We start from the raw sequence: 23,988 nt of genomic DNA, 5'->3' as shown, positions 1-23,988 counted from the left end.
AGTGAAAGAAGGGTATAATGGTACCCGTGAATCAGAAGAGGAAATATACATAAAGATAGATTGATGATGGAGGGAACAGTGTGAAAACCACGATTGCACAAATTGGAAAACATGTAGGTGAGACGGTTACTATTGGTGCGTGGCTTGCCAATAAACGTTCAAGCGGTAAAATTGCTTTTCTGCAGCTTCGTGACGGTACAGGCTTTATCCAGGGAGTTGTCGTAAAAGCTGAAGTAGCTGAAGACATTTTTGCTCTCGCAAAGGAAATGACGCAGGAGAGTTCCCTGTTCGTTACAGGAACAGTAAGAGAAGATGACCGTGCGCCGTCAGGATACGAACTGACAGTTACCTCACTGGAACTGATCAGCGAAGCGAAAGACTACCCGATCACCCCGAAAGAGCACGGTACTGAATTCCTTATGGATCACCGTCATCTGTGGCTCAGGTCGAAGCGCCAGCATGCGATTATGCGTGTGCGTAACGAAATTATCCGTGCTACTTATGAGTTTTTCCACAAAGAAGGTTTTGTGAAAGTCGATCCGCCGATTCTTACCGGCAGTTCGGCGGAAGGAACGACCAACCTGTTTCATACAAAGTACTTTGATGAGGATGCTTACCTGTCCCAGAGCGGTCAGCTTTATATGGAGGCAGCAGCAATGGCGCTTGGAAAAGTATTTTCATTCGGACCGACCTTCCGTGCAGAAAAATCCAAGACCCGCCGCCATCTGATTGAATTCTGGATGATTGAGCCGGAAATGGCGTTTATGGATCATGAAGAAAGTCTTGAAGTCCAGGAGAACTACGTGTCCTACGTCGTTCAAAGTGTTCTGGAAAACTGCAGGCTTGAACTCAAGGCCCTCGACAGAGATGTGAGCAGACTTGAAAAAGTCCAGGCTCCGTTCCCGCGGATTACCTACGATGAAGCGGTCGAGTTACTGAAAAAAGAAGGTCACGAAATACAATGGGGAGAAGATTTCGGTGCCCCTCATGAGACAGCAATTGCAGAAAAGTATGATAAGCCGGTGTTTATTACCCATTATCCGGCAGAGATCAAAGCATTTTACATGAAGCCTGATCCTGAACGCTCCGACGTTGTACTTTGTGCCGATCTGATCGCGCCGGAAGGATATGGCGAAATCATTGGCGGAAGCCAGCGGATTGATGACGAGGAGCTTCTGAAGCAGCGTTATGAAGAACATAATCTTTCTGACGATGCTTACAAGTGGTATATGGATCTGCGTACTTACGGGACAGTTCCCCACTCAGGATTCGGACTTGGTCTTGAGCGGACAGTGGGCTGGATCTGTGGAACAGAACACGTAAGGGAAACGATTCCTTTCCCTCGTCTTCTGAACAGACTGTATCCTTAAATGGTTTTAACCGTTTGGCTCTGTTAAATTTCCGTGTTGATTTTTATTAATTGTTGATTGAAGAGAATTCGCGACACTCCTGCGGGAACAGCGCCGGCCGGATACCCTGGAGTGTGCTTTTCCAGAGTAGGCTGAAGCGGTGCCCGCGGAACCGGAGCGCAGTGATCGTACATCAACAATACTCTTCAACACAGCCATCTTATTAAAAAGCCCCCCGCAGGCGGGGCTTTTTCTTTTCAGGGGGAGAACTTCACTGCAGAGATGATAAATTCCTGATCGGATTACAGGAAAAACGAGTATACTTACACCACAGAGACTGATGAACAGGGGGAGGTGGACGAGTTGAATAACAAATGGATGCATCAACTGATGAAGAGCAGTCCGGTAACCATCCCGTCCTTGCTTATGGAGCACTATGCCTCAATAGGCATTAATGAAAAGGAAATGATGCTGTTACTTCATATCAGACATTTTGCACAGGAGGGGGAGCCTTTTCCGACGCCGGATGGACTGAGTGGAAGAATGTCAGCCAATATCAGCGAAACAGCGAACCTTCTAAGGGATCTGGTGCGTAAAGGTATGCTTGAAATAAGAGAAAATCAGGACCAGCACGGCAGAATTTCTGAATCGTATTCGCTTGATCCGTTGTATGAAAAGCTTCTCACTCACGTTGAAAATGAGCAGTACGAGGCCAAAGAGCAATCCGGCCGTGAAGACGAGGGCAGAGTGTTTAAACGGTTTGAAGAGGAGTTCTCACGGCCCCTGTCGCCGATGGAAATTGAAATGATCTCCATGTGGATTGATGAAGACCAGCACGATGTGGTTCTGATCGAAGCGGCATTACGTGAGTCGGTCGTTTCAGGTAAGCTGAATTTCCGATATATTGACCGGATCCTTTTTGAATGGAAGAAAAACGGCATTCGATCTGTTCAGCAGGCAAGAGAATACGGAGAACGGATCCGGGGCCAGCGCAGCGGGGGGAAAGTGCCTGAAAGGACACCGGCCTCGTCAGGACCGCGCTCACACCCATCCTATAACTGGCTTGAAACCGACTGATGAAAAGAGGGGAAATCGATGCTTACGATCCGTCAAATTGAGGAAGTACTTGACACGATGGGAGACATGTTTCCTGAAGCAGAGTGTGAACTGACCCATTCCAATCCATTCGAACTCACCATTGCTGTTCTGCTCTCCGCACAGGCAACGGACGCCCTCGTCAATAAAGTCACACCGGGCCTGTTCGAAAAGTACAGGGAACCAGAGGATTATATTCTGGTTCCCCTTGAGGAACTTGAAAATGATATCCGCCGGATCGGCCTTTTCAGAAGCAAGGCGAAAAACATTAAAAAGCTGTGCCAGTCACTGATTGAAAATTATAACGGTGAGGTGCCAAGAGAAAGAGATGAACTCGTTAAACTGGCAGGGGTAGGCCGTAAAACGGCAAATGTCGTTGCCTCTGTTGCTTTTGGAGAACCAGCTATCGCTGTTGACACTCACGTTGAAAGAGTAAGTAAACGCCTTGGGATCTGCCGCTGGAAGGACAGTGTTCTGGAAGTGGAAAAAACACTGATGAGAAAAGTACCTCAGGATGAGTGGTCTGTCACCCATCACAGACTGATCTTTTTCGGACGCTATCACTGTAAAGCCCAGTCTCCACGCTGTCCCGAATGCCCGCTGCTTCATCTGTGCAGGGAGGGACAGAAACGAATGAAAAAGCTTGGTGCCTTAAGTGGAAAATAATAAGGCCCGCCCGGGTGCTTTTCAAAGAAGACCCTTTACCGGATACGATGATCAGACGCTTTTTGAAGAAGACATTGCATTTGTGGAAGGAACTTACATGTGCAATCATCCCTGGAAAACACCCAAGTCCTATGTAATGGAGATTGAAAGGCAGTGGCGTGAAGAGGGCTCAGAAAAGATCGCCTCAGCATTCAGAGGCAGAAATAAGCAAGAGGCAGAAAAGCTGATGATCTATTACGCTTCTCGTTACATACAGGCCATGAGCTGGGCAGAAGGAAAGCCGGTGACCTCGCTTGAAAATATAGCAGGCGTGCTGTCTGAGAGTGTTTGCGCCCCTGTGAATCTGCAGGAACGACTTTCCTATGTTCTTGCCAGCCCGTCCCATCACCAAAGCTTTACCGTTCTTGATCAGCTGTTTGCGGAATCACGTAAAAAGTGGGCAGTATATTTTATGAAAATGCAATAAGGGTTGCACAAAACCAAGTATAAAACTGCAACCAATATGAAACGGCCCCAATTATCAAATCCGATAATTGGGGCCGTTTTTTCTTATTAGTGTTTAATTGGGTACAGCCTCATTCTTTCACCAGTACAGTAGGTGAGGTACGAGTGTCTGTATATAGTAACGTGATTATTCTTCCGGATCCTGTTCTGTATCTCCGGTTTCGCCATCGTCAGAATCATCTTCCTCAGGTTCAGGCGGTTCTTCCTCGTCTTCATCACCTTCTGAATCATCATCTTCAGGGGGGCCGTTGTCGTCATCGCTGCCATCATCGTTACCATTACCGTCACCGTTACCATTGTCATTACCATTACCATTTCCATTGTCATTACCGTTGTCATTACCATTTCCGTTACCATTGTCGTTGCCGTTATCTTCTCCATCATCATTGCCATTACCATTATCTTCTTGTTCTTCATCCTCTTCTTCGGTACCTTCTTCTGCATCTTCGTCTTCAAAAATGTCATCAAGGATACCATCATCATCTTCAATCAGATCTTCTTCCTCAGGGACAGTGACCTCGGTTGAAGCAGGTTCACTTTCAAGGTTCTCGTCCTCATCTGAAACAGCGGTGATTCTGAAAGAGTAGGTTCCGCCGTACTCGGGATTTTCAATGACAAGATCAGTTTCCTTTGTCATATCGACTTCGGAATAATCATTCTCACCGGGTTCTCTGAGTTCAACCCGGAAAGTAAAGTCCCCTGGTACATCAGCACTGAAGCTCCAGTTTGCGATAATGGAATGAAGATTTTCGTTATAAGCGGCTTCCAGCTGCGGAGAGCCAAGATCATCTGCATCCACTTCATATTCTTCAGACACACTTGAAGGCTCTGTTCCTTTGACGAAATACTCATGAACAATCGCACTGTCAGGTGTAAAGTCACTCGGAAGAAGTCCGGTTTCTTTTTCAACACCGACACGGACTACGGAATCAGGCTGTTCGAAGTCCGGGGTTTCCTGACCTTCGTGAACATGGGCCATAACCTGCCTGAATTTGTCCTGCGCCAGTCTTGTACCGGAAAGGAAACCATTCGAGTTGTCGTTATAGCCGGTCCAGACAGCAGCTGTGTAGCGGCTTGAGTAACCGACAAACCAGCCGTCCTTAATCGCGTTTGCATCGGAAGGGATGCCGTAGTCTTCACGTTCTTCCGATGTAAAGTTCGTGGATCCGGTTTTACCTGCTAGCGGTATGCCATCAACGTTTGCGTGCTGTCCCGTTCCTTCGGAGGAAGCAGCGGTCTTGAGCATATCGGAAATCATAAAGGCTGTATAGTCTTCCATTACCCGGTTCGTATCCGGAGTCAAATCGATAGTACGCCCGTCAGGAAATTCCACTCGTTCAACCGTATACGGCTTCGTATAGTGGCCCCCGTTGGCAAATGCACCGTAAGCACCGGCCATTTCCAGTGTGGAAACACCGTCACGGAACCCTCCGAGAGAGTAGGCTTCGGTCATGTTATCAAGAGGCATGCCGAGCGATTCTCCGAAGGAACGTGCCTGATCTGAGCCGACTTCCTGGAAGGCTTTTAAGGCAGGAACGTTCAGAGACAATGCGAGCGCTTCACGCATGGAGACATCTCCGAAATAACCTCTGCCGGCTGAGTTCCGGATCACCTGTTCGCTGTCAGTATAGGTATGTTCCTCATCGGTAATTTGATGATACGTAGACCATTGGAAATTTTCGATAGCGGGACCGTAATCCAGAATCGGTTTAATTGTAGAACCTGGTGCCCGGTTAATCTGCGTAGCCAGATTGTAAATTCTTCTTTCCTCGGAAGGCGCGCGCTGTCCGCCGATCGCAGTAACTCTGCCAGTTTCAGAATCCATCAGGGTTACAGCAGACAGCGTTTCTTCGTCGGGATAATTCAATCCGTTCTGCATCAGGTCTTCTACATATTCCTGCGCACCTGTGTCCAGGTTCGTGTACACTTTCATGCCGGAAGAATAAATATCGGACGATTCAATGCCTTCGATTGATTCAAGTTCATTAAGAACGTGGTCCATATACGACTGGTACGGGTATTCCTCATGGTTTGTGCTCGGATTCAACTGATCCTCAATCGGTGTATTCCGTGCTTCTTCCGCTTCTTCAGCGGTAATCTTCCCATAGCGTTCCATCTGATTAATTACCGTGTTCCGGCGCTGTTCAGCCCTTTCAGGGTGATTTAACGGATGATAAGCCGTCGGGCGCTGAGGCAGACCTGCAAGAAGCGCTGCGTCAGCCACTGTGAGTTCATCAAGCTCCTTACTGAAAAAGCGGTCGGAAGCTTCAACAACTCCGTATGGTCCTGAAAGATAAATCATGTTCAAATACATTTCAAGAATTTCATCTTTTGTGTAACGCTGCTCAAGCCGGACAGCCAGATACTGCTCCTGGACTTTTCGGCTGATTTTTTTGTCTGAAGATAGAAACAGGTTTTTGACTACCTGCTGTGTGATTGTACTGGCACCCTCGGCACCAAAGCCGCCGGTTACGTTCGCCCAGACTGCTCCACCAAGACGGCGCATATCAAGTCCGAAATGGTCGTAAAACCGAATGTCCTCAATGGATATAATTGCATCCTTCATTACAGGAGGAACATCTTCAATATTTGCGTGACGGCGGCTTTCAGCACCCGAGAGGGTAGCAAACATTTCGCCGTCCTTGTCATAAAATTCCGGGTTATTGCTCATCCTTAGTTTATCTTCATCAAGATCAGGAGCACCGGCAATCATCGCCACAGCTGTAATGCCACCTGCCGCAAAGATGACGGCAAACACGATTGCCAGGGCAGTGAGAATCTTTTTCACCCGTGATTTTCCCGGCTTGCCGGATGATTTGCTGCTGTTCCGGTTTTTAGTGTGGCTCATGGCCTTCTTTCGTTCCTGTCTTGTGCGGTATTCATCTGACATCTTTCATCTTCCTTTCATTATCAGAAGCAGTTACAGCATTTTATCGTTAATGACCTTCAGGTAATCAATCCTTGGATGATAGCCTGTCGGAATCAGAACGCCGTATTTTTCAATATCTGCCTTTTTCATCGATTTTCGAGATTCACCACGCTGATCATAAAAAGAAATCAGGTGCCGGGCTTCAAGGAAATAAACTTCATCGGAAATAGAAAAACGTAATAGTGCAAAAGCAATTCCTCCCTGGCTGATCACCCGTCTCATATGTTCAATCTGATGCTCGTGAAAGTTTTTAAACGGAAATGACTGTTTGTTCTTTGTTTCCTTTGCTTCAAAATCAATATACTTCCCTTTATAAAGCCCATTGTAATCGGTTGTTGACGGTTTCTGAAAATAGGCTTCCGTCACGACCGCAGCACTTCTTGAAGGGTAGTGGACGTTGACAATCTGCAGTGGTGTCGGCTTTTTATGAATAACAGCAATCTCCCTGGCAAGGTAGTATTCGTTTGTTTCGTTGATATCTTCCTCCAGGCTCATACCCCTGTTACTGAATCTGACATCTTTACTGACGGTCTTTTTCTTTTTTTCGTTTCGTCCGTCTACAAATTTTTTTCCGTTCGGATAACGGAAGGCCATTACTGAGTCCCTCCCTGCAGTAAAGTAAAGACGAGTAACCATCACTATATATTACCATAGTTTTTCCCTGTCACCATAGTCTTAGTGACTATTTTCCCGGTGTGAGGGTAAATTAAGAAGGGTGATCAGAGGATGCTGAAAGATAAGGATAAAAAAATACTGTACGCCGTGAAGAAAGAAATTGAATCCGAGAATTATGACAATATTTCACGTACCGAATTTTATCAAAAATATTATAAAAGAAACCCGGAAATCAGGTGGTCTTACCTGGCCTCCATGGTCTCAAGAAATGCCGGATGGGCAATGACAGATCTGAAAAGCAGACCTTTTTGCGAGCTTCTTCAGGACAGTCTGCGTATGAGGCTCTTTCAGACTTATGAAAGAGCAAACTGGATGATCTTCAGCGATGCCTGTGCGCAGCTCCTGATTTATGAATGGTCAAAAAAAGAAGGAGCGCCTTACTTTCATTTATTGCCACAATTCGGGGTAAGTAACTGGATAACAGAAAAATGGCTGCAATTCTGGCAAAGAAAAGATGAGGAAGAGCTTCTCGTCGCTCTAATTGTGAATGAACAGAACCTGATTGAGAAGCCCGTGATCAAAAATCATTTTGACAGGCACAGCGTTTTCGGTTCGTCGGCATACAAATTGCAGGACCGGCTGCACTTCAGTACTGTTCTTTTTCCTGACACAAAAGGAAATCTTTTCGGCTGTTCTGTACATGACTTTACTAAAACAAAAAAAAGAATTTCTCTTGGGAGAAAATTGGCATGGATCCTGTTTGAAAGCCCGGAGAAAGAAGACATTATGCATTTTCATGACACGGTCACTCCTACCGGATCAAGGAGGGATTATCAGCAGTTTCTGGAACGGAGGTATCCGAAAACGCCGATCCTTCGGTTTGCTTATGGACCGGTTATCCATCAACGAGAGATGAACAGAGACTGGTCAAAAACTCCGGGCAGGCATCCCAACAGAGATCTAAGGACATTAAAACCAATCACGAACTACAGTTTACTTGCATGGTATGAAGGTAAACTTGAGCAGTTGGAAGCGGTCGTCAGTGTTGAAAGACTTTATCAAAAGGTTCTGGGAAGACTCAGACCTCACAACTGACCAGCAGAAGGCCCCGCAGGATTTTAAAAATCCTTCGGGGCCAGCTTTTTTTAAGTGGAAGGACGGTCAGGCCCTTCAGTCTTCTTATCGCCAAAACCTGTCTGGGCTGACTGGCGGGTTTTTTCCTGTGTTTTCGCCTGTCCTGCTGCTTCCTGTTTCTTTTGTTTTCCTGCCATTTTAAGTCTCCTTTCTGCATGTAAATTCGATTTTAGTCTGTGCTTTTTCGTCAAAATCATGTGCCGCGGACAAACAGACACTACCTTTGACGAAAGCAAACTAGTTTTGTCAGGCACAGAGGAAGTATAGAGGAAGAGATAGAATCAGTAAGGCATAAGAAAGCAGGGAGGAATGCCAAATGAGTACAGCATTCAAAACAAAGACAGTAGCTGACCAGCTGGGGGTAAATCCGACGACCGTACAGAGATGGATCAAATACTTTGATTTGAAATGTGAAACCAATGAACTCGGTCACTTCGTTCTGCCGGAGGAGACTTGTCATTTTCTTAAACAGATTCATGTTCAGCTGAACGAGGGGAAAAAACTCAAAGATGTCCGTTTTACGCCTGTAAAAGAGGTGTATACTGAAGAAAATAATGACCACAATGGAAACGGACAGGTTGTTTCAAGCCGGATCTTTGATGAACGTTTCGGCCAGATTCTTCTGCACGTGGACCAGCTGGAAAAGAAGCTCTCGGAGAAAGCTGATGAAGTGGTGGAATATCAGATGCTTCAGCACAGACAGGAGATTGATGAGCTGGCTGACCTGCTAAGACGAGTGGATAAACGACTGAAAAAACTTGAACAGTCCGTCGTGGACAAAGAAAAACAGGTGCTCTATATGAACAGGAAGGATCCTTCAAGGCCCAAAAAACGGATGCTGGCCAATATTTTTTCATTTTCCTTCCGTTAGCCGGATATGTTTACACGCCTTTCTTCTGGTAAGATAGTGGAGGAGGTGGAATCATGAACGATCAAAAAAGGTTTCTGGAACTGACCGGCACCCTGCTGGATCTGAATAAGGAATGCTTCAATTACTTCGAGCGGTACGCAAAAGAAAAGGAAACAGCGGATTTCGCCCAATATGTAAAGCCCTTTGCAGATCGAGTGAAAGCAGCAAGTGATGAATGGCTCCCGCTTGCAGCTGGTTTTGTATCGGCACATAAGCCCCGTTATATACATGATAAGCAGATTAATGCTGTGCATGAAAATGCCAACATTTCAGCTGTTACCTGTTTTCAGGCAGATACAAAAAAGAAGCGGTTTATTGAAATGAATAAATCGATTCATTATACACTCGAGGCTCTCAGTGACGCCGTCAAAGAAAATGAATAACAGAAAGGCCGGGTCAGCATTGAATATGCTGCCCGGCCTTTTGTATGTCTCTTTTCCATAAACAGATATTCAGCTATACTGACAGAGGGAAACAGTTTAGATAGATACAGAAAGAGGGAAGTTTTGTGGGAAAAGCGGTATTTACGCTGGCGGCAGCGATATGTTTATTGACACTTACAGCATGTGCGGATGTGGACTGGCATGAGGCGGATGAAGAATTGCATAACGATGCTTCATTGTTTATTCAGGATTATAAAGAAGCCTGGACAAATAGTCTGGAGGATTCATCGTTCAGGGAGTTGGAAACCTACTTGTATCCCAACTCTCAATTTTACCATATGATACGGCGTACGCATCAGCAGTACACGACACAGAGGCTGGTGGAGAAGGTCATTAAACTGGAAGTAGTACGTGTGGAGAAAACCGACGATGGTGAAGTTCGGATAACCGTTCAGGAGGCAATAGAAAAAACAGGAGGGGAAACAGGAACGGAGGAACGTGTCCGTACCTATTATCTAAACCCTTTCCGGGATACATTCAGAATTACGCAGATGGAGCGTCAGGACTCAGCCTGACGCTCCGCTGTTTTTTTATGGGGGAGCTGCCATTTGTACTGGACCGACAGCATCCGAAGTAGAATAATCGCCATCATAAGGACTAACAGTTCCCATGTGGAAGAGGCAGCATTGAAACCGACAATCAGACCTCCGAGAATCGCCCATAGAACGTAAATGTCACTTCTGAAAACAAGCGGTTTCCTGCCTGCAAGTACATCCCGGATGATGCCGCCGCCTGTTCCTGTCAGCACAGCAGCTGCCAGAACAGCACTAAGAGGCAGTCCCATGCTTTTCGCAAACAAGGCTCCCTGAATGGAAAAGGCGGCAAGCCCGACAGCATCAAAAAAATGGCCCCACTTGAGCCAGGAGTTCAGCCAGATCGGAAACAGGAAGGCGATTGTCATCACGACGATAGCAATTGTAAATAATGTTCCCTGATCCCAAAGTGCGGTTACAGGCAGTCCGATCAGAAGGTTTCTGACTGCGCCACCGCCAAAGGCAGTAACAAACCCGAGTATATAAACGCCCATGATATCATAATCTTCTTCCATCGCGACAATGACTCCACTGAGGGCGAAAGCAATCGTACCAATTACGTTAAATAATTCCCATGTCATTCATTTCATCCTTTCTTTCCTCACTTAAAATACCACGCCTTACGCCTGTTGCCAACGATAAGAAACATTTTCTAAGCATAAGTAAAACTCCCGGACAGATACTACTCCTATCAGAGAGACTACCGAGGTGATGAATGATGGCTAATTATAATCAGATGGAAGAATTGATTGCAGAAATTCGTACAGTAATGGACGACGCTCAAGCGCAGCTTGATGACGCAAGACGTGTAAATCCAGGGAGCCCGGGGGATTTTCTTGAGGCACAGCAGCACTTGGAAGAAGTTCATTTGGAACTGGAGAAAATAATTCAAAGTGCAAATCCCGAACAGCGGGATCAGCTTCTAAGAGTCGAACAGCAGATTCACCAGCTTCAAAACCGGATGATTCTTGGAATTTAGTTAACCGGAAAATGATAAAGTCCATTCCTGTCTCAGGGATGGTCTTTTGGTTTTATTGGAAAATGGGCATAATGATCAGGTGTTTTCGGATAGATTACTGATTTTCGAAAACTTGTGCGTGAAAGAGGTGCATTCCTGCGGCCACTGTTATAATGAGAAAAAAGCATGCAGGAGGGATTCAGATGAAAGCGTTGGTGGTGGTAGATTACACGTACGATTTTATTGCAGACGATGGGCGCCTGTCCTGCGGTGAGCCTGGTCAGCAGATTGAAGATCGTGTGGCAGGACTCGCTGAATCCTTTTGGGAACGTGGAGATCACCTTGTATTTGCCGTTGATGTACACGAAGAAAACGACCCTTTTCATCCTGAAACGGCCTTGTTTCCTCCCCACAATATCAGAGGGACAAAAGGAAGGGCACTATACGGCAGGCTGGGCCTTGTATATGAGCGGCTGGCCATTCAGGGTGACAACAGGCTTCTCTGGATTGATAAAACCCGTTACAGCGCTTTTGCAGGGACTGATCTTGAAATCAGGCTGAGAGAGAGAAAAATAACTGAAGTTCATTTGGCAGGTGTGTGTACGGATATTTGTATTCTTCATACAGCTGTGGACGCATTTAATAAGGGATTTAAAATTGTCATTCACAGTGGTGCTGTTCAGAGTTTCAGCCAGTCAGGCCACGAGTGGGCTCTCGGCCATTTCAGAGAAATCCTCGGAGCAGATGTAGTAACCGGTCAATAAAAAATAAAGGCTGTGTCTGATAGGAGCGAAAGGCGGTGACTCCTGCGGGAAAAGCAAAGCCGAAGACCCCGGAGGGTAATTTTCCCGAGGAGGCTGAGGCGTTGCCCGCGGAAAGCATCCGCCTGCAGCGAAAAAAAACAATCTTTTTGAAAAAGCTAAAAAAAAAGCTGATGGCCTCTAAATAAACAGAGGCATCAGCTTTTTTAATCAGCAGAAACGGTCGTCGCTTTTCGGGTTTTTCATACCGAACAACGGTCTGATAAAGAGAGCTGCGTAGGTGCCGAGCATTCCGAAGATCATCCATACCCAGCCGTGTACACTGAATGAGGCAATGCCTCCAAAATAAGCACCGATGTTACAGCCGAATGCGAGACGGGCGCCGTATCCCATCAGAAGACCGCCTGCAATGGACGCCATTGCAATTTTAAACGGAATCTTCTTTGCAAAACTGAACATTCCTCCAGCTGCAGCAGCCATAAAGGCACCGGTCATCACTCCGAAATTCATGACACTGGTAGAATCGTGAAATACGTTTTGTTCGAGCTGCTGTGCGTTCTCACCTGACCAGTAACCCCACTGAGTCACATCAATCCCGACGGCCTGGGCGATCTGGGAACCCCACAGAGCGAATGCGCCGGTGATGCCCCACGGCTGGCCGCGGACCATAAGTGTCAAGGCATTGAATACTGCGAGTACAATTGCGGCAGCCCACAGGGGCCATGCACCGCGAACAATGCGTTTCCAGCCTTCAGCACTTGGCAGAACAGCCATGGAAGGGGGACGACGGCGATTACGGACGATAATGGTAAGCAGAATTACACCGCCGAATATGCCCATCTGCAGAAGCCATGCACCTAAATAGCCAAGACCTGTATCCTCTGCAAGGCTGATCGGTGCAAGATTCGGCATATCTTCAGTCCAGAATTCGAAGTGCCAGGCACCAAGAACAGAGCCAATAATAAAGAAGATCAGAACCAGAATCATGGAAGAGCGGCCGCCTCCGATGGAATAAAGCGTTCCGGATGCACAGCCGTTGCCAAGCTGCATGCCGATACCGAACAGAAAGGAACCGACAATTACACTCGTACCTACAGGTGACACAAACCCTGCCGGATCGGCATCAAAAAAACCAATGCCAAAGTGAAGAATAGGTGCGAACAGGGTAATGGCAACTGCCAGCATAAGCATGTGTGCCCGTAATGCCTGGCCGTTGCCGACTGCAACGAACCTTCTGAATGCCGAGGTGAATCCGAAACGGGCATGAAACAGAGTAAAACCGAAAACAAGGCCGAAGCTTAAAAGAATGGCCATTTCAATTCCGGAAATTAAATAACTTGTTACGGCTAGAATGATAAAAGCCGCAGCGCCGAGGGCAACATTCCCTTTTTGCATAGGTGGAAGCGGGCTGTATTCCGGTGCTTCCCTGTGGGCTGACTGCTGATTATTAAGGTTCATTTATTGATCACTCCTTTAATTCCTATAAGTTTTATCGGGTTTTAATTCTGATTTATTGTAACGTATCCGTTTATGTTTGTAAAACAGAGAGCTTAAATCGAAAAAACGGTTAATAATAATCAAAGCGCGGGAATAGGGCATCTAAAGGAGGCGTTACATATGGAAGATCTCAGAATGATCAGAAGAAAACTGAAGGATTTTACCCATCAGGGATCAGAAGTGAAAAATGAATTCCGCAGGCTTAATGATGAAAGTAAAGGTGAGTTTCTAAGGGGTTATCAGGTTGACGCTGATTTTGAATCGCTCGTTAATCAGCTGATGGACTGGATGGACGAGCAGGCCAAAAGACAAAATCCATGACAGAAAGGAAGGATGTTCAGGAAAAGACATCCTTCCTTTCTTTTGTTACATTAGAGAAAACAGCAAAACATATAGAAGGAGGACATTTATGAAACTGATAGATATTACTCAGCCTCTAAGAAAGAATATGGAGGTGTGGCCCGGGGATACGCCGTTTTCGCTGCGGCCTTCCATGCAGATTTCCGACGGCTCAAGCGTCAATGTTGCAGAAGTTACGATGAGTACCCATACAGGGACCCATATAGATGCCCCTTTTCATGTTAATCAGGAAGGAGAGACGATAGACACACTTCCACTTGATTATTTTACAGGTGAAGCAGTGGTTATTGATCTTACGGGTAAAAACATAATTACACCTGAAGATGTGAGTTCAGCTGTTCTTAAAGGAGTTAAAAAAGTTTTATTTAAGACAGCAGCCAATGAAACCGGCCACTCCTACAGCGCTTTTCCCCAGGTAGCTTCTGAACTTGCCGTAAAACTGAAGGAAGCCGGTGTCCACCTCATCGGTGTTGATTTTCCATCAGTGGACCCCCTTGAATCCAAAGAGCTTCGTGCTCATCATGAGTTAAACAAGGCAGGTATTGTCATTCTTGAAGGACTGAATCTCTTCGGTGTAAAACCAGGGTATTATGAACTCACTGCATTCCCGCTTCGTCTGAGTCATGGGGACGGGAGTCCGGTAAGAGCAGTGCTGAAAGAAATGAAGCGGTAGGAGGATGCAGGTTTGCTGATCTGTCATAATGAAGAGGAACTTAATGGAATGATTAAACAGAACAGAAGGACAGTCGTGTTTGTCCACACGGCGATGTGTGGGACATGCAGGCTTGCAGAACGATTTCTCACCATTGTCGAGCCGATGTTTGAAAATGTTACGGTAGTAAAAGCGGATATTTCGTTTTTTCCTGCACTGGCTGGAGAACATAAGATTGAAAGTGTACCATGTGTGCTTTATTTTATCGACGGAAACCGTGTAGACCGGCAGTATGCTGTTCATTCGGTTTCGTACCTTTATGATACATTTTCGCGCTTTACGACAGCAAAGGAGGATCATACATGAATGCACCTGATTTCTCACTATACAGCCCGGCAAAAGGACGGGAGGTTTCATTATCAGATTACAATGGGAAGGCTCTTATGATCACGTTCTGGGTTTCATGGTGCCCGGATTCCCAGCGGGATCTTCCAAACAAGGAGCAGCTGTATAAAGCCATGGAAACAAAAGAGGTCGATCTTCTGATGATAAACGTAACCGGAAGGGAAGGAGATCCTAAAGCAGGTGAACAATTCTTCAGGAAGGAAGGGTTTACCGTTCCCATGGTGCTTGACGACGCAACAAAGACGTATGACAGCTACCGGTGTATGTCTGTTCCAACGACTTTTTTGCTTGACCGGGAGCATAGGATCGCGGCCAGTTTTAATGACAAGGCATCATTTCAGGATATTCTGACAGGTCTGGGCCGTCTCCTTGCCTGAACGCCTGCTGGTTGGGCCCTGTCTTTTACGTATGATAATATAAAATACAGAAAACAGTTGAGAGGAGTCTGTCAAAATGAGAATTAAAGCGATTGAACCAACCCCAAGCCCCAATACGATGAAACTGACTTTAACAGAATCTCTCCCGGCGGGAAAAGCGCATAACTTTACCCCGAAAAATAAAGAGGACGCGCCTTCTTTTGTAAAGGAGCTTTTCGAAATTGAGGGAGTAAAAGGCATCTACCATGTTGCTGATTTTATCGCCGTAGAACGTCATCCTAAAGCGGACTGGCAAGTTCTTCTGCCCGAAGTCAGAAAGGTTTTCGGAGAGGATGCAGAAGAAGGAGTCTCCAAAGATCGTGAAGTGGATGAGCATTTTGGAGAAGTAAATGTAGCTATCCAAATGTTCAAGGGTATTCCGATGCAGATCAAGGCGCAGGCGGGTGAAGAGGAAATCCGTGAAGGTCTTCCCGCTGTCTTTCAGCAGGCGGCCATGGATGCCCAGCATCCAGATGACAATATTGTCCTCATGCGCAAATGGGCCGAGCAGAAACCCCGTTACGGTGACCCTCAGGAAGTGGCAAAGGAAGTTGCTGAGGAGATTGAAGCAGCATACACCGACGAGCGCCTTGCACGCCTCGTTAACGCAGCAAATGAGCAGAAGGACGGAACAGCGAAGCCTGTAAAAAAAGAGTGGCTGAAAGTAACAGAGGAGATGCTTGACCATCCTGATTGGCGAAAGCGTTTTGAAGTATTTGAACAGATGAATCCGACCCTGGATGACCTGCCGGTAATTAAGAAGGCGCTCCATGATGAAAAAGCTTCTATGCGCCGTCTGGCAACGGTGTATCTTGGAATGATTGAAGATGAAGAGGTGCTTCCGCTCCTTGAAGAAGCACTCAAGGATAAGTCAGTTACTGTGCGCAGAACAGCAGGGGACTGCATGTCGGATATCGGCAGTGAAAAAGCAATTCCGGCAATGATAGTATCGCTTAAAGACAAAAATAAACTGGTGCGGTGGCGGGCAGCCATGTTCCTTTATGAAGTTGGTGACGAACGTGCAGTCGAGGCGCTCCGTGAAGCAGAAGATGATGCTGAGTTTGAGGTGAGTATGCAGGTGAAGCTGGCACTTGCCCGTATTGAAGGCGGAGAAGAAGCAAAAGGCTCAGTCTGGAAACAGATGACCGATACAATACAGAGAAATCAGTAGTACCATGTCCGGCTCCAATTTCAGGGGCCGGGCTTTCTGCTCTAACGGGCCGGCAATTTGGTTGAAGGGCTGTTTTTTACTGTGGTAGGATAGAATTGGAAAGTACATAAAAAAGGAGCCGTAAAATGGAAAAGGAAAAACTCATTTCAAAACTGGAACAGGAAAATTATGATGAAATACTTGAACTGATTGAAGATGCAGAGAAAGGCCGTCTCGAGGAACTGGAGATCGTCGAATCCCTGGGGCTTCTGTATGACAGAGAACTGAACGATCAAGTTCTCAGCCTCATGAAAGACGAAGGGGTAAACATAATATACATTCAGGAAGACGCATCTGAAGATGGGAAGTGACACAGTGGAATATCCCGAAACAGACAAGCGGCCGATGCCTGACCAGAAAATCTCACCGGATGCACTGAAAGTATGGCGGATAGGAGCAGTGATTGAATTCCTGGTTTTTGCACTCGTACCAATGGCTTATTGGTGGCTCTCCAACCAGGTTGAGTTTCTGCCTGGATGGATTCTTTATCTCATTATTGCAGCCTATCTGCTTTATGGAATTTTTAACACTGTTCTGTTTCCGAAATGGCAGTGGCGGCGCTGGCGCTATAAAATTTATGAAAACGAAGTCGAACTCCTTTACGGCATTTTGATCGTCCGCCGTGTCATTATCCCCATGATCCGTGTTCAGCACGTAGATACAGAACAGGGGCCGTTATTAAGGCACTACGGAATGGCATCTGTAAAAATTACTACGGCGGCCACCGTTCATGAAATACCGGCTCTCGAAGAGTCAAAAGCCGATGAGGTCAGAGATCATATTGCAAAACTGGCAAGGGAAGCGGATCCTGATGAGTGATTACAAACGCCAGCATCCCGTTTCCATTTTTGTATCATTTTTCAGTAATGTGAAGCAGCTCCTGATAACCGGAGTCGTGCTTTTATTCTTTGGATCATCACAGCAGAGAGGCCCATGGTACTATCTGATCATTCTCATTTTCTTACTGCTGTTTTCATCTGTTTCCGGGTTTCTTTACTGGCTTACCTTCCGTTATCGACTTGACGATCGTGAACTTCATGTCCGTCACGGCTTGATCTTCAGGAAGAAAAGGTACATTCACCAGGACCGGGTACAGAGTATTGATTTAAATGCGAAGCTCATTCAGCGAATGTTTAACCTCGTTGAAGTGAAAATTGAAACAGCCGGCGGAGGAGACGAGCCGGAGTTTCGAATCATTGCATTAAAACGTGAGGAAGCCGAGGAAATCAGACATGAACTCCTTTATGGGATGCGTAAGTCTGAACCGGACTCGTATGAGTACGAAGGGGAAGACGGAGCGGTATACGATGTAGGGGAGTATCAGGATAAGGAAACACCTAAGCCGGTACAGTATCAGGCAAAGGAAAGGAAGGAGCCGGACCATAGGTGGAAGCTCTCAGGCAGAAGGCTGCTTGCCGCTGCACTTACTTCCAGCGGAATCGGGGTGGCAGCGACTTTTGTCGGCGCTGCGTTCTCACAGATCCAGCAGTTCATTCCTGAAGCCTGGTATGAAACAGCACTCGGGTTTGTGCTCCAGTCGTCCGTAAGGTTTGTCATATCGTTTGTCATTCTTGTACTGCTGATTGCCTGGGTGATCAGGATTATCAGCACTTTACTGAAGTATGGTAATTTTACAATTGAAAAGACAGGAGATGAAATTGTCATCTCAAGGGGGCTGCTTGAAAGACGGCAGCTTACATTAAACAGGCGGAGAATTACAGCGGTCCGTGTTGTTCAAAACGTTCTGAGGCAGCCATTCGGCCTCGTTGCTGTTTATGTGGAAAGCGCGGGAGGAGGAACGAAGGATGAAGACCTCTCGACTATACTGCTTCCGCTGTGCCGTGAATCTGAAATCAAGGGGCATCTTGAGGCACTGGCACCGGAGTATTCCTTTGAACGTCCAATGACCGGCCTGCCTGGAAAAAGCATGTTCAGGTATATGATCCGCCTTGCTGTTCCTGTCACGGCTGCAGCAGCGCTGGTAACCTATTTCATCGACTATGGCGCTTTCAGCTTTATCGGTCTTGCTTTAGCGGCGGGGCTCGGCTATTGGCAGTTTAAAGATGCTGGAATCGGCAATAATGAACAGTTTTTATGGATGCGCTCCAGAAAGTTTGCCCGGACGACGGTCATCGTGCCGCGAAGCCGCATTCAGACAGTTGAAATTACGAGTCACCCGCTCCAGAGGCTTAACGGGTTGACCACGCTTGAAGTTTCGATCCTGACAAGTATAACCGGAAAGACGTTTTCTCTTCAGCATCTTGGTGAAGATCAGTCTGTATCGTGTTTCAGATGGTTTTCCTATGAAGAGTCTGATTCCAGGGGATCCGATCCCGGGGGAAAACTGAATTGATGTGATTGAAGGTTCGTGATACCATCGGCAAATCAACTTGATTCATGTAATCTTTTAACTTGGCTCTGTTAAATTCTGTTGTTAATTTCCATTCACTACGCTCCCTTTCCGCGGGCACCGCTTCAGCCTCCTCGGGGAGAACACCCTGCGGGGTCTTCAGCCGGCGCTGTTCCCGCAGGAGTGTCGCGCGTTCGCTACAATCAATGATAGAAAATATCAACATTAAGCTTTAACATAGCCTTAAACATAAGGATACCTTCGATACTGTTAGGTTGTGGTGATTTAACTTTATTAGAAGGTATCCTTTTTATGTACATATATGTTGATTGTTCAAAAATCACGAGACGCCTGCGGGAAAAGCAAGAGTTGAAGATCCACCGGGGCGATTTTCCCCGGTTAGCTGAAGCCTTGCCCGCGGCAAGCGAGTGTATTTTTGAACAATCAACAATTAGAAGGCCCTCACCGATGGTGAGGGCCTTCTATTTAGATGAGTTTAGTCGCAGCCTTTTTAGAATGTTCTTTAGTCCTTTGAAAGTTCCGTAGCGTAGGTAGTAATCAGTCTTTCTCCGGTGTCCGACGTAAATTCAAATCGGTCGTAAGTTCTGTCGGGTTCATCCTCAAATATTTCACGTTCATAGTGATGCTGTACGATGAATTGATGTTTGTCAGTTGCATATGAGATGAAATTGACACCGTCAAATTCGTCTTGATCAACTTCACTGAGCAGCTGTATCAAAAGCGAGTTATGGCAGTAAACGCTGTTTTCATGAAAGATGCCGAGTTTTTTGAGACCCCGTTCAAGCGCCTGAAGTGCAGGAGGATCCAGTTCATTGATCAGAATCCGGTACGGGTCGAACTGGGATTTGTTCAGTCTCAATTGATCTCCATGCTTTAACTCAACCGTTTTGCCGCTCTCGAGTTCAAATTCCGGTGCATTGGCAGTTCTTGCTTTCTGCCAGCGTCCTTTCACTTTAATTTCAAACTCAAATGGGCAGCCGTCAAGAGACAGTGCTTCCTTTTTTTCTTCATCATAAACGTAAAAATGCCGTGCTTTTTTTACGAGATGGTAATACACATAGCTTTCTTCATAAAGAAGATCTTCCGCTTTTCGCCGTTTCAACTCCTGATGAATCAGGGCGAGGACGGATTCGTTGGCTTCTTTTTCTGCATCAATCCTGTTCCACTTTTCAGCCAGAGCGTAATCAATGGACTGTTTGTAGGTATAGGAATCGTCACGGCTGTAAGGTGTTATTTTGTTCCCGCTACAATACACCTGCTCGTTTTCCGAGTACAGCGGGGAAGGGAGTTCATTTGAATCCCACATGATGTCCGGGTAGGAAAGGACGCCTGAAATCCGTACCGTTCCGACCCAGGGTTTTCTGGGCTCAGCAGTTACATCCTCCAGTATGCCGGTGTATTCACCATTTTTCCCTTCATTTATGCGTACCGGTTTTCCTACATATTTCGTTGCTGCCTTGCGATCCATAAACATCCCCACTTTAGAAAAGATTTCCGCGCCTCAAGCGATTTATTACAATTATAATATACTATTTTGCAAACAGAAAACAAAATGAATTGTAACCAGTATGTCAGCGGTGTTTCCGTTTCAGGTAATCCATAATGCCCATCGAACTGATGCTGAGGTCGAGCCCAATCAACTGAATATCTTCTGGTGTTAATTCAGTATATTTTTCAGCGTAATTTTTTATTTCCTTCAGAAGTGATTTTTTCAATACTTTGTCACTTTCTCCATTCTCGAAGTGCATCTTCCCTGTATCAAGGAATACCTCAAGCCAGTAATCCAGCTGTTTAAAAACATGATCAGGGTTATCGGTTGTCCCGTAGTGACCCATAGCAATTCTTGCAGGAGTTAAACTTTTAATTTTCTCAGCCGATTGCCGCATTTTATCTGGGTCAAACTGATTGGGAGATGTAGATGGAAGGATCAGGGACAAGCCTTTTCTTTCAAGAGAGGGGTAACGGACCCCGATTGTATCTCCTGAGAAAAATGTGTCTGTTTTTTCATCATATATGCCGATATGGTGACTTGCGTGACCAGGTGTGTCATAAAACCGCAGATTGCAGGCCCCCAGTGACAGTGTATCACCTTCCCTGACAATCGTTACATTATTTTTGGAGACGGGAAGGACAGGATGAAACAAGGCATCAAATTTATCACCATATACCATCTTTGCGCCTTTAATCAGACGGGAAGGATCAATCAGGTGCCGGGCGCCTTTTTCGTGTACATAAACCATTGCCTTGTGACATTTTTCTAAAAGCAGACCTGTTCCTCCGGCGTGGTCAAGGTGAATGTGTGTCACGATGATATGTTTTACGTCCTCTGGAGATTTTCCAAGTTTATTAAGACCTTCTATAATATGGGGAATGGAAATAGCCGGGCCGGTTTCAATGAGTGTAAGTTCCTCTTCATCTAGTACATATGACCCGGTTCTTTCTGCCATCCCTAAATCGAAGCCGTCAACAATGTGACGACACTTGTCGAATGCTCGAATGCTTTGTGTCAATGGTTTTGCTCCTCTCAGTGTTTTGAATTCGCTTTCATTTTAATGAACCGTAATATAACTGTAAACAGTGTATCACTGAAATGTAATTGATAGTTAGGTCGAAGGTCCACTGAATTTGTAAAAAAAACTCGTTAAGATATGGAAATAACCCCACAAAAACGATGCGTACGCGGCGAATACATATGAATACGCACAAGAGAGGTGCTATGAGTGCTCAAGCGCTTAACTGTAAATCCAACTAAACCTTTAGACTTATCCGGAACGGTTCTTGAAGTGCAAAAGGGCAACGCTGCACTCGAAAATGAACTGATTGAACAATATATACCTTTTATTCGAAAAACAACAGCAAAAGTATGTAAACGATATATAAATACAAGTGAAGATGATGAATACTCCATTGCCCTGATTGCTTTCAATGAAGCCATTCATCAGTATTCACCTGACAAGGGAAGTTCCTTCCTGTCTTTTGCAAGCCTGGTTATCCGGCGGAGAGTCATTGATTTTATCCGTCAGGAGCAGCGGAGAAAGATTCCCCTCTCCATTGATTATACCGATGAGGATAACGAAAATATGGAAAACGTTGCGGAAGTGCATGCTTCTTTTCGGGAATATCACCTGAAGCTTGAACAGGAGTATAGAAGAGAGGAAATCCTTCATTTAAAAGAAGTACTTAAAGGGTTTAAAATCACGCTTGCTGATGTGGCGAAACAGTGTCCGAAGCATCAGGATGCAAGGGAAAATATGGCCGTTATAGCGAAAACCGTGGTCGCACGGGAGGATCTGCGTCACACATTAATGACGAAAAAAAGGCTGCCGATTAAGGAGCTGACCCGTCATATTACGATGAGCAGAAAAACCATTGAACGAAACAGGAAATATATTATAGCGGTTTCCATTGTCCTTATGGAAGACTATCGCTATCTCAAGGATTACCTTAAGGAGTGGTTGACGTGAAAAAAGGGGTTGTCATGGAGAAGCACGATCGATTTATGATCGTGATGACAAAAGAAGGGGAATTTGTAAAGGCGAAACGCAGACCGGGTGTCAGAACTGGAGAGGAAGTTGACTACAGCCCGGCGGGAGCCCTCAATTTTTCTTTTCTTTACAACGCTAAAACCATGACAATTCCGGTAGCTGCCGTAATTAGTTTTCTGATCCTTTTTGCTATGCTCCCATTCAGCAGCGATGATAAAGTTTACGGTATAGTTGCATTGGATATCAACCCAAGCATAGCTATGAAACTGGACGAAAATTTCGATGTTTTACAGTTGACCAGTTACAACCAGGAAGGGGAGGAACTGATCAACAGGACAGGACTCAGTGAAAATCCAGGCCTTTCATTCGCTTCTGTATCCGGAAAATTATTGGATTACAGCCGCAGTCTGGGCTATCTTGATGAAGGAAGAAACTTATACATATCCACTTCTCCTGCTCTTATGGATGATGAGTACTGGATCTCATCCTATGAAGGGTGGACCCATTCATTCTTTGAAGAATACAACATAAATATTGTCAGTTTACTGCTTGATCAGCAGACTGCAGATCAAGCGGACGAGTTTGATATTTCACCCGGTAAACTATCCCTCTATTATACTAATTTGGAGCAGTCGCTTGAACTATCCGAACTTTCAGCGCTTTCAATGGGAGAACTGATTCAAACAGAATCTGAAAATGCCGGTATACACAGCACCATTCTTGTTGAGGACGATAAAACAACATCCGATTCCTCCAAAACCGTAACAGCACTAAAAGAAGATAAACCAGCGGTTTCAAATATCAGGCAGCATCCAGCTTTAACAGAGGAAATGCCATCTATAGTCGCAGGTCTCAGTTCTGATCAAAACAAAAAAACAGATCATCCGTCAAATCGAGTGCAGGAAAAAGCATCGGAAAATGCTTCTGAAAAGAACGAGACGGCTTCGCAGGCAGGCAAGAACAACAGGGGAAACAATTCATCTGCGGCAGGGGAAAATGCAGGCCGGAATAATAAAAATGAAGAAAATACCAGTGACAAAACAGCAGCCGCCAGCGGCACTGGAAACGGCAACATTAGTAACGGGAATGGAAATGGAAACAGTAACAACGGGAACGGGAATGGAAACGGGAATAATAATGGAAACAGCAACAATGGAAACGGGAATGGAAACGGGAATAGTAATGGAAGCAGCAACAACGGCAGCGGAAATAATCAGGCAGGAAACCCTGCCAGCAAAGATAACAGCAGCAGTGATAAACATCAGGAAGAAGATGATTTGGCAGCAGCTGGGGTTTCGGATAAAGAGGACGAAGACTGCAGCGACCAGAAGAAAAAGGGAAACTGCAGCAGTGAAGCAGGAGGAAACAAAAGCAGTCAGGAAGAAGACGTAAAGAAAGACAGCAATAACGGACAAGGCAATGGAAACAATCGCGGCAACGGTCCTTCCAGTAACCAGGATCAGGGCGGAAATTCTAATGGAACCGGCAGTGGCAATGGGAACAGTAATAACAAAGGCACCGGCAATAACGACAGCAACAAAAAAAACAATGGCAATGGAAATAACAATGGCAATGGAAATAATAACGGCAATGGCGGCGACAAAGGAAAGAATAATGGAAACAGCGGAAAAAATGAGTGATAGTCATATAAATATAAAAAGGCTGCACCGGGAAACCACTATCCGATGCAGCCTT

The 23,988-nt window shown here is 45.8% G+C and carries 27 protein-coding genes; 20 read left to right on the top strand and 7 right to left on the bottom strand.

Annotated features, from left to right (window positions below):
- The first annotated feature begins 80 nt into the window (after positions 1–80).
- From asnS to CR205_RS07250, 4 genes are all read left to right on the top strand, one after another.
- Positions 81–1,370 carry an asparagine--tRNA ligase gene (asnS, locus tag CR205_RS07265; RefSeq protein ID WP_110518258.1) on the top strand — a complete coding sequence of 430 codons (1,290 nt, stop codon included), beginning with the start codon at positions 81–83 and terminating at the stop codon, positions 1,368–1,370.
- Positions 1,371–1,712: 342 nt separating this feature from the next.
- Positions 1,713–2,426, top strand: a complete 714-nt coding sequence (locus CR205_RS07260; RefSeq protein ID WP_110518257.1) for a DnaD domain-containing protein — start codon at positions 1,713–1,715, stop codon at positions 2,424–2,426.
- 18 nt (positions 2,427–2,444) lie between these two features.
- A complete protein-coding gene (gene nth / locus CR205_RS07255) occupies positions 2,445–3,110 on the top strand; it encodes an endonuclease III (RefSeq protein ID WP_110518256.1) in 666 nt (221 codons plus the stop codon).
- Positions 3,100–3,576: a YpoC family protein gene (locus CR205_RS07250; protein ID WP_110518255.1), complete on the top strand. Its 477-nt coding sequence runs from the start codon at positions 3,100–3,102 to the stop codon at positions 3,574–3,576. Before nth ends, CR205_RS07250 begins: the two co-directional genes overlap by 11 nt.
- A gap of 165 nt (positions 3,577–3,741) precedes the next feature.
- On the opposite strand, the gene CR205_RS07245 is transcribed toward CR205_RS07250, so the two are convergent.
- Together CR205_RS07245 and recU are read right to left on the bottom strand one after the other, a co-directional pair.
- Complete coding sequence (locus CR205_RS07245; RefSeq protein ID WP_110518254.1) at positions 3,742–6,504, bottom strand: penicillin-binding protein 1A; 2,763 nt, start codon at positions 6,502–6,504, stop codon at positions 3,742–3,744.
- A gap of 30 nt (positions 6,505–6,534) precedes the next feature.
- Positions 6,535–7,137 carry a Holliday junction resolvase RecU gene (gene recU / locus CR205_RS07240; RefSeq protein ID WP_110518253.1) on the bottom strand — a complete coding sequence of 201 codons (603 nt, stop codon included), beginning with the start codon at positions 7,135–7,137 and terminating at the stop codon, positions 6,535–6,537.
- 132 nt (positions 7,138–7,269) lie between these two features.
- Here recU and CR205_RS07235 point away from each other — a divergent pair, with 132 nt between their 5' ends.
- Entirely contained in the window at positions 7,270–8,253 is a 984-nt protein-coding gene (locus CR205_RS07235) for a DUF2515 family protein (RefSeq protein ID WP_110518252.1), read from the top strand.
- A gap of 50 nt (positions 8,254–8,303) precedes the next feature.
- On the opposite strand, the gene CR205_RS20685 is transcribed toward CR205_RS07235, so the two are convergent.
- Positions 8,304–8,429, bottom strand: a complete 126-nt coding sequence (locus CR205_RS20685; protein ID WP_268877404.1) for a hypothetical protein — start codon at positions 8,427–8,429, stop codon at positions 8,304–8,306.
- A 179-nt stretch (positions 8,430–8,608) separates the two neighbouring features.
- Here CR205_RS20685 and racA point away from each other — a divergent pair, with 179 nt between their 5' ends.
- The 3 genes from racA to CR205_RS07220 all read left to right on the top strand — a co-directional run bounded on the left by racA (position 8,609) and on the right by CR205_RS07220 (position 10,160).
- Entirely contained in the window at positions 8,609–9,163 is a 555-nt protein-coding gene (racA, locus tag CR205_RS07230) for a chromosome-anchoring protein RacA (RefSeq protein ID WP_110518251.1), read from the top strand.
- A gap of 53 nt (positions 9,164–9,216) precedes the next feature.
- Positions 9,217–9,585: a YppE family protein gene (locus CR205_RS07225; protein WP_110518250.1), complete on the top strand. Its 369-nt coding sequence runs from the start codon at positions 9,217–9,219 to the stop codon at positions 9,583–9,585.
- A 125-nt stretch (positions 9,586–9,710) separates the two neighbouring features.
- A complete protein-coding gene (locus tag CR205_RS07220) occupies positions 9,711–10,160 on the top strand; it encodes a TcaA NTF2-like domain-containing protein (RefSeq protein WP_110518249.1) in 450 nt (149 codons plus the stop codon).
- Here CR205_RS07220 and CR205_RS07215 read toward each other — a convergent pair.
- On the bottom strand, positions 10,145–10,759 hold the full coding sequence (locus CR205_RS07215; RefSeq protein WP_110518248.1) for a trimeric intracellular cation channel family protein: 615 nt from the start codon (positions 10,757–10,759) through the stop codon (positions 10,145–10,147). The two genes, CR205_RS07220 and CR205_RS07215, sit on opposite strands and share 16 nt — an antisense overlap.
- Positions 10,760–10,896: 137 nt before the next feature.
- Between CR205_RS07215 and CR205_RS07210 the strand changes: the two genes are divergently transcribed.
- The gene (locus tag CR205_RS07210) at positions 10,897–11,157 is read left to right on the top strand and encodes a DUF2524 family protein (protein WP_161524710.1); all 261 of its coding nucleotides are present in this window, start codon (positions 10,897–10,899) and stop codon (positions 11,155–11,157) included.
- Positions 11,158–11,339: 182 nt separating this feature from the next.
- Complete coding sequence (locus CR205_RS07205) at positions 11,340–11,900, top strand: cysteine hydrolase family protein (protein ID WP_110518246.1); 561 nt, start codon at positions 11,340–11,342, stop codon at positions 11,898–11,900.
- A 207-nt stretch (positions 11,901–12,107) separates the two neighbouring features.
- Here CR205_RS07205 and CR205_RS07200 read toward each other — a convergent pair whose 3' ends face one another.
- Positions 12,108–13,355: a YeeE/YedE family protein gene (locus tag CR205_RS07200; RefSeq protein ID WP_110518245.1), complete on the bottom strand. Its 1,248-nt coding sequence runs from the start codon at positions 13,353–13,355 to the stop codon at positions 12,108–12,110.
- A gap of 159 nt (positions 13,356–13,514) precedes the next feature.
- On the opposite strand from CR205_RS07200, the gene CR205_RS07195 reads away from it, so the two are divergent.
- The 8 genes from CR205_RS07195 (at position 13,515) to CR205_RS07160 (ending at position 18,790) form a co-directional block, all read left to right on the top strand.
- Positions 13,515–13,715: a hypothetical protein gene (locus CR205_RS07195; RefSeq protein WP_110518244.1), complete on the top strand. Its 201-nt coding sequence runs from the start codon at positions 13,515–13,517 to the stop codon at positions 13,713–13,715.
- A gap of 88 nt (positions 13,716–13,803) precedes the next feature.
- Entirely contained in the window at positions 13,804–14,427 is a 624-nt protein-coding gene (gene kynB / locus CR205_RS07190) for an arylformamidase (protein ID WP_110518243.1), read from the top strand.
- A gap of 12 nt (positions 14,428–14,439) precedes the next feature.
- On the top strand, positions 14,440–14,772 hold the full coding sequence (locus CR205_RS07185) for a thioredoxin family protein (protein ID WP_236634717.1): 333 nt from the start codon (positions 14,440–14,442) through the stop codon (positions 14,770–14,772).
- Positions 14,769–15,188, top strand: coding sequence for a TlpA disulfide reductase family protein (locus CR205_RS07180; protein WP_110518242.1), 420 nt, complete (start codon positions 14,769–14,771; stop codon positions 15,186–15,188). Before CR205_RS07185 ends, CR205_RS07180 begins: the two co-directional genes overlap by 4 nt.
- A 76-nt stretch (positions 15,189–15,264) precedes the next feature.
- Positions 15,265–16,398 carry a conserved virulence factor C family protein gene (locus CR205_RS07175; protein ID WP_110518241.1) on the top strand — a complete coding sequence of 378 codons (1,134 nt, stop codon included), beginning with the start codon at positions 15,265–15,267 and terminating at the stop codon, positions 16,396–16,398.
- Positions 16,399–16,523: 125 nt separating this feature from the next.
- Positions 16,524–16,748, top strand: coding sequence for a hypothetical protein (locus CR205_RS07170; RefSeq protein ID WP_110518240.1), 225 nt, complete (start codon positions 16,524–16,526; stop codon positions 16,746–16,748).
- Positions 16,738–17,256 carry a PH domain-containing protein gene (locus tag CR205_RS07165; protein ID WP_236634716.1) on the top strand — a complete coding sequence of 173 codons (519 nt, stop codon included), beginning with the start codon at positions 16,738–16,740 and terminating at the stop codon, positions 17,254–17,256. Before CR205_RS07170 ends, CR205_RS07165 begins: the two co-directional genes overlap by 11 nt.
- Positions 17,249–18,790, top strand: coding sequence for a PH domain-containing protein (locus CR205_RS07160; RefSeq protein ID WP_161524709.1), 1,542 nt, complete (start codon positions 17,249–17,251; stop codon positions 18,788–18,790). Before CR205_RS07165 ends, CR205_RS07160 begins: the two co-directional genes overlap by 8 nt.
- Positions 18,791–19,310: 520 nt before the next feature.
- On the opposite strand, the gene CR205_RS07155 is transcribed toward CR205_RS07160, so the two are convergent.
- Complete coding sequence (locus CR205_RS07155; RefSeq protein WP_161524708.1) at positions 19,311–20,276, bottom strand: DUF2777 family protein; 966 nt, start codon at positions 20,274–20,276, stop codon at positions 19,311–19,313.
- A gap of 103 nt (positions 20,277–20,379) precedes the next feature.
- Positions 20,380–21,318, bottom strand: coding sequence for an MBL fold metallo-hydrolase (locus CR205_RS07150; RefSeq protein ID WP_236634715.1), 939 nt, complete (start codon positions 21,316–21,318; stop codon positions 20,380–20,382).
- 210 nt (positions 21,319–21,528) lie between these two features.
- Between CR205_RS07150 and sigI the strand changes: the two genes are divergently transcribed.
- Together sigI and CR205_RS07140 are read left to right on the top strand one after the other, a co-directional pair.
- A complete protein-coding gene (gene sigI, locus CR205_RS07145) occupies positions 21,529–22,272 on the top strand; it encodes an RNA polymerase sigma-I factor (RefSeq protein WP_110518237.1) in 744 nt (247 codons plus the stop codon).
- Entirely contained in the window at positions 22,269–23,933 is a 1,665-nt protein-coding gene (locus tag CR205_RS07140; RefSeq protein WP_110518236.1) for an anti-sigma factor domain-containing protein, read from the top strand. Before sigI ends, CR205_RS07140 begins: the two co-directional genes overlap by 4 nt.
- The last annotated feature ends 55 nt before the right edge of the window (positions 23,934–23,988 follow it).

This window comes from Alteribacter lacisalsi, from assembly GCF_003226345.1.
In the GTDB taxonomy this organism is placed as follows: Bacteria; Bacillota; Bacilli; order Bacillales; family Salisediminibacteriaceae; genus Alteribacter; species Alteribacter lacisalsi.
The sequence above is the reverse complement of the archived record's forward strand: the minus strand, read 5'-3'. Positions and strand labels throughout refer to the sequence as shown.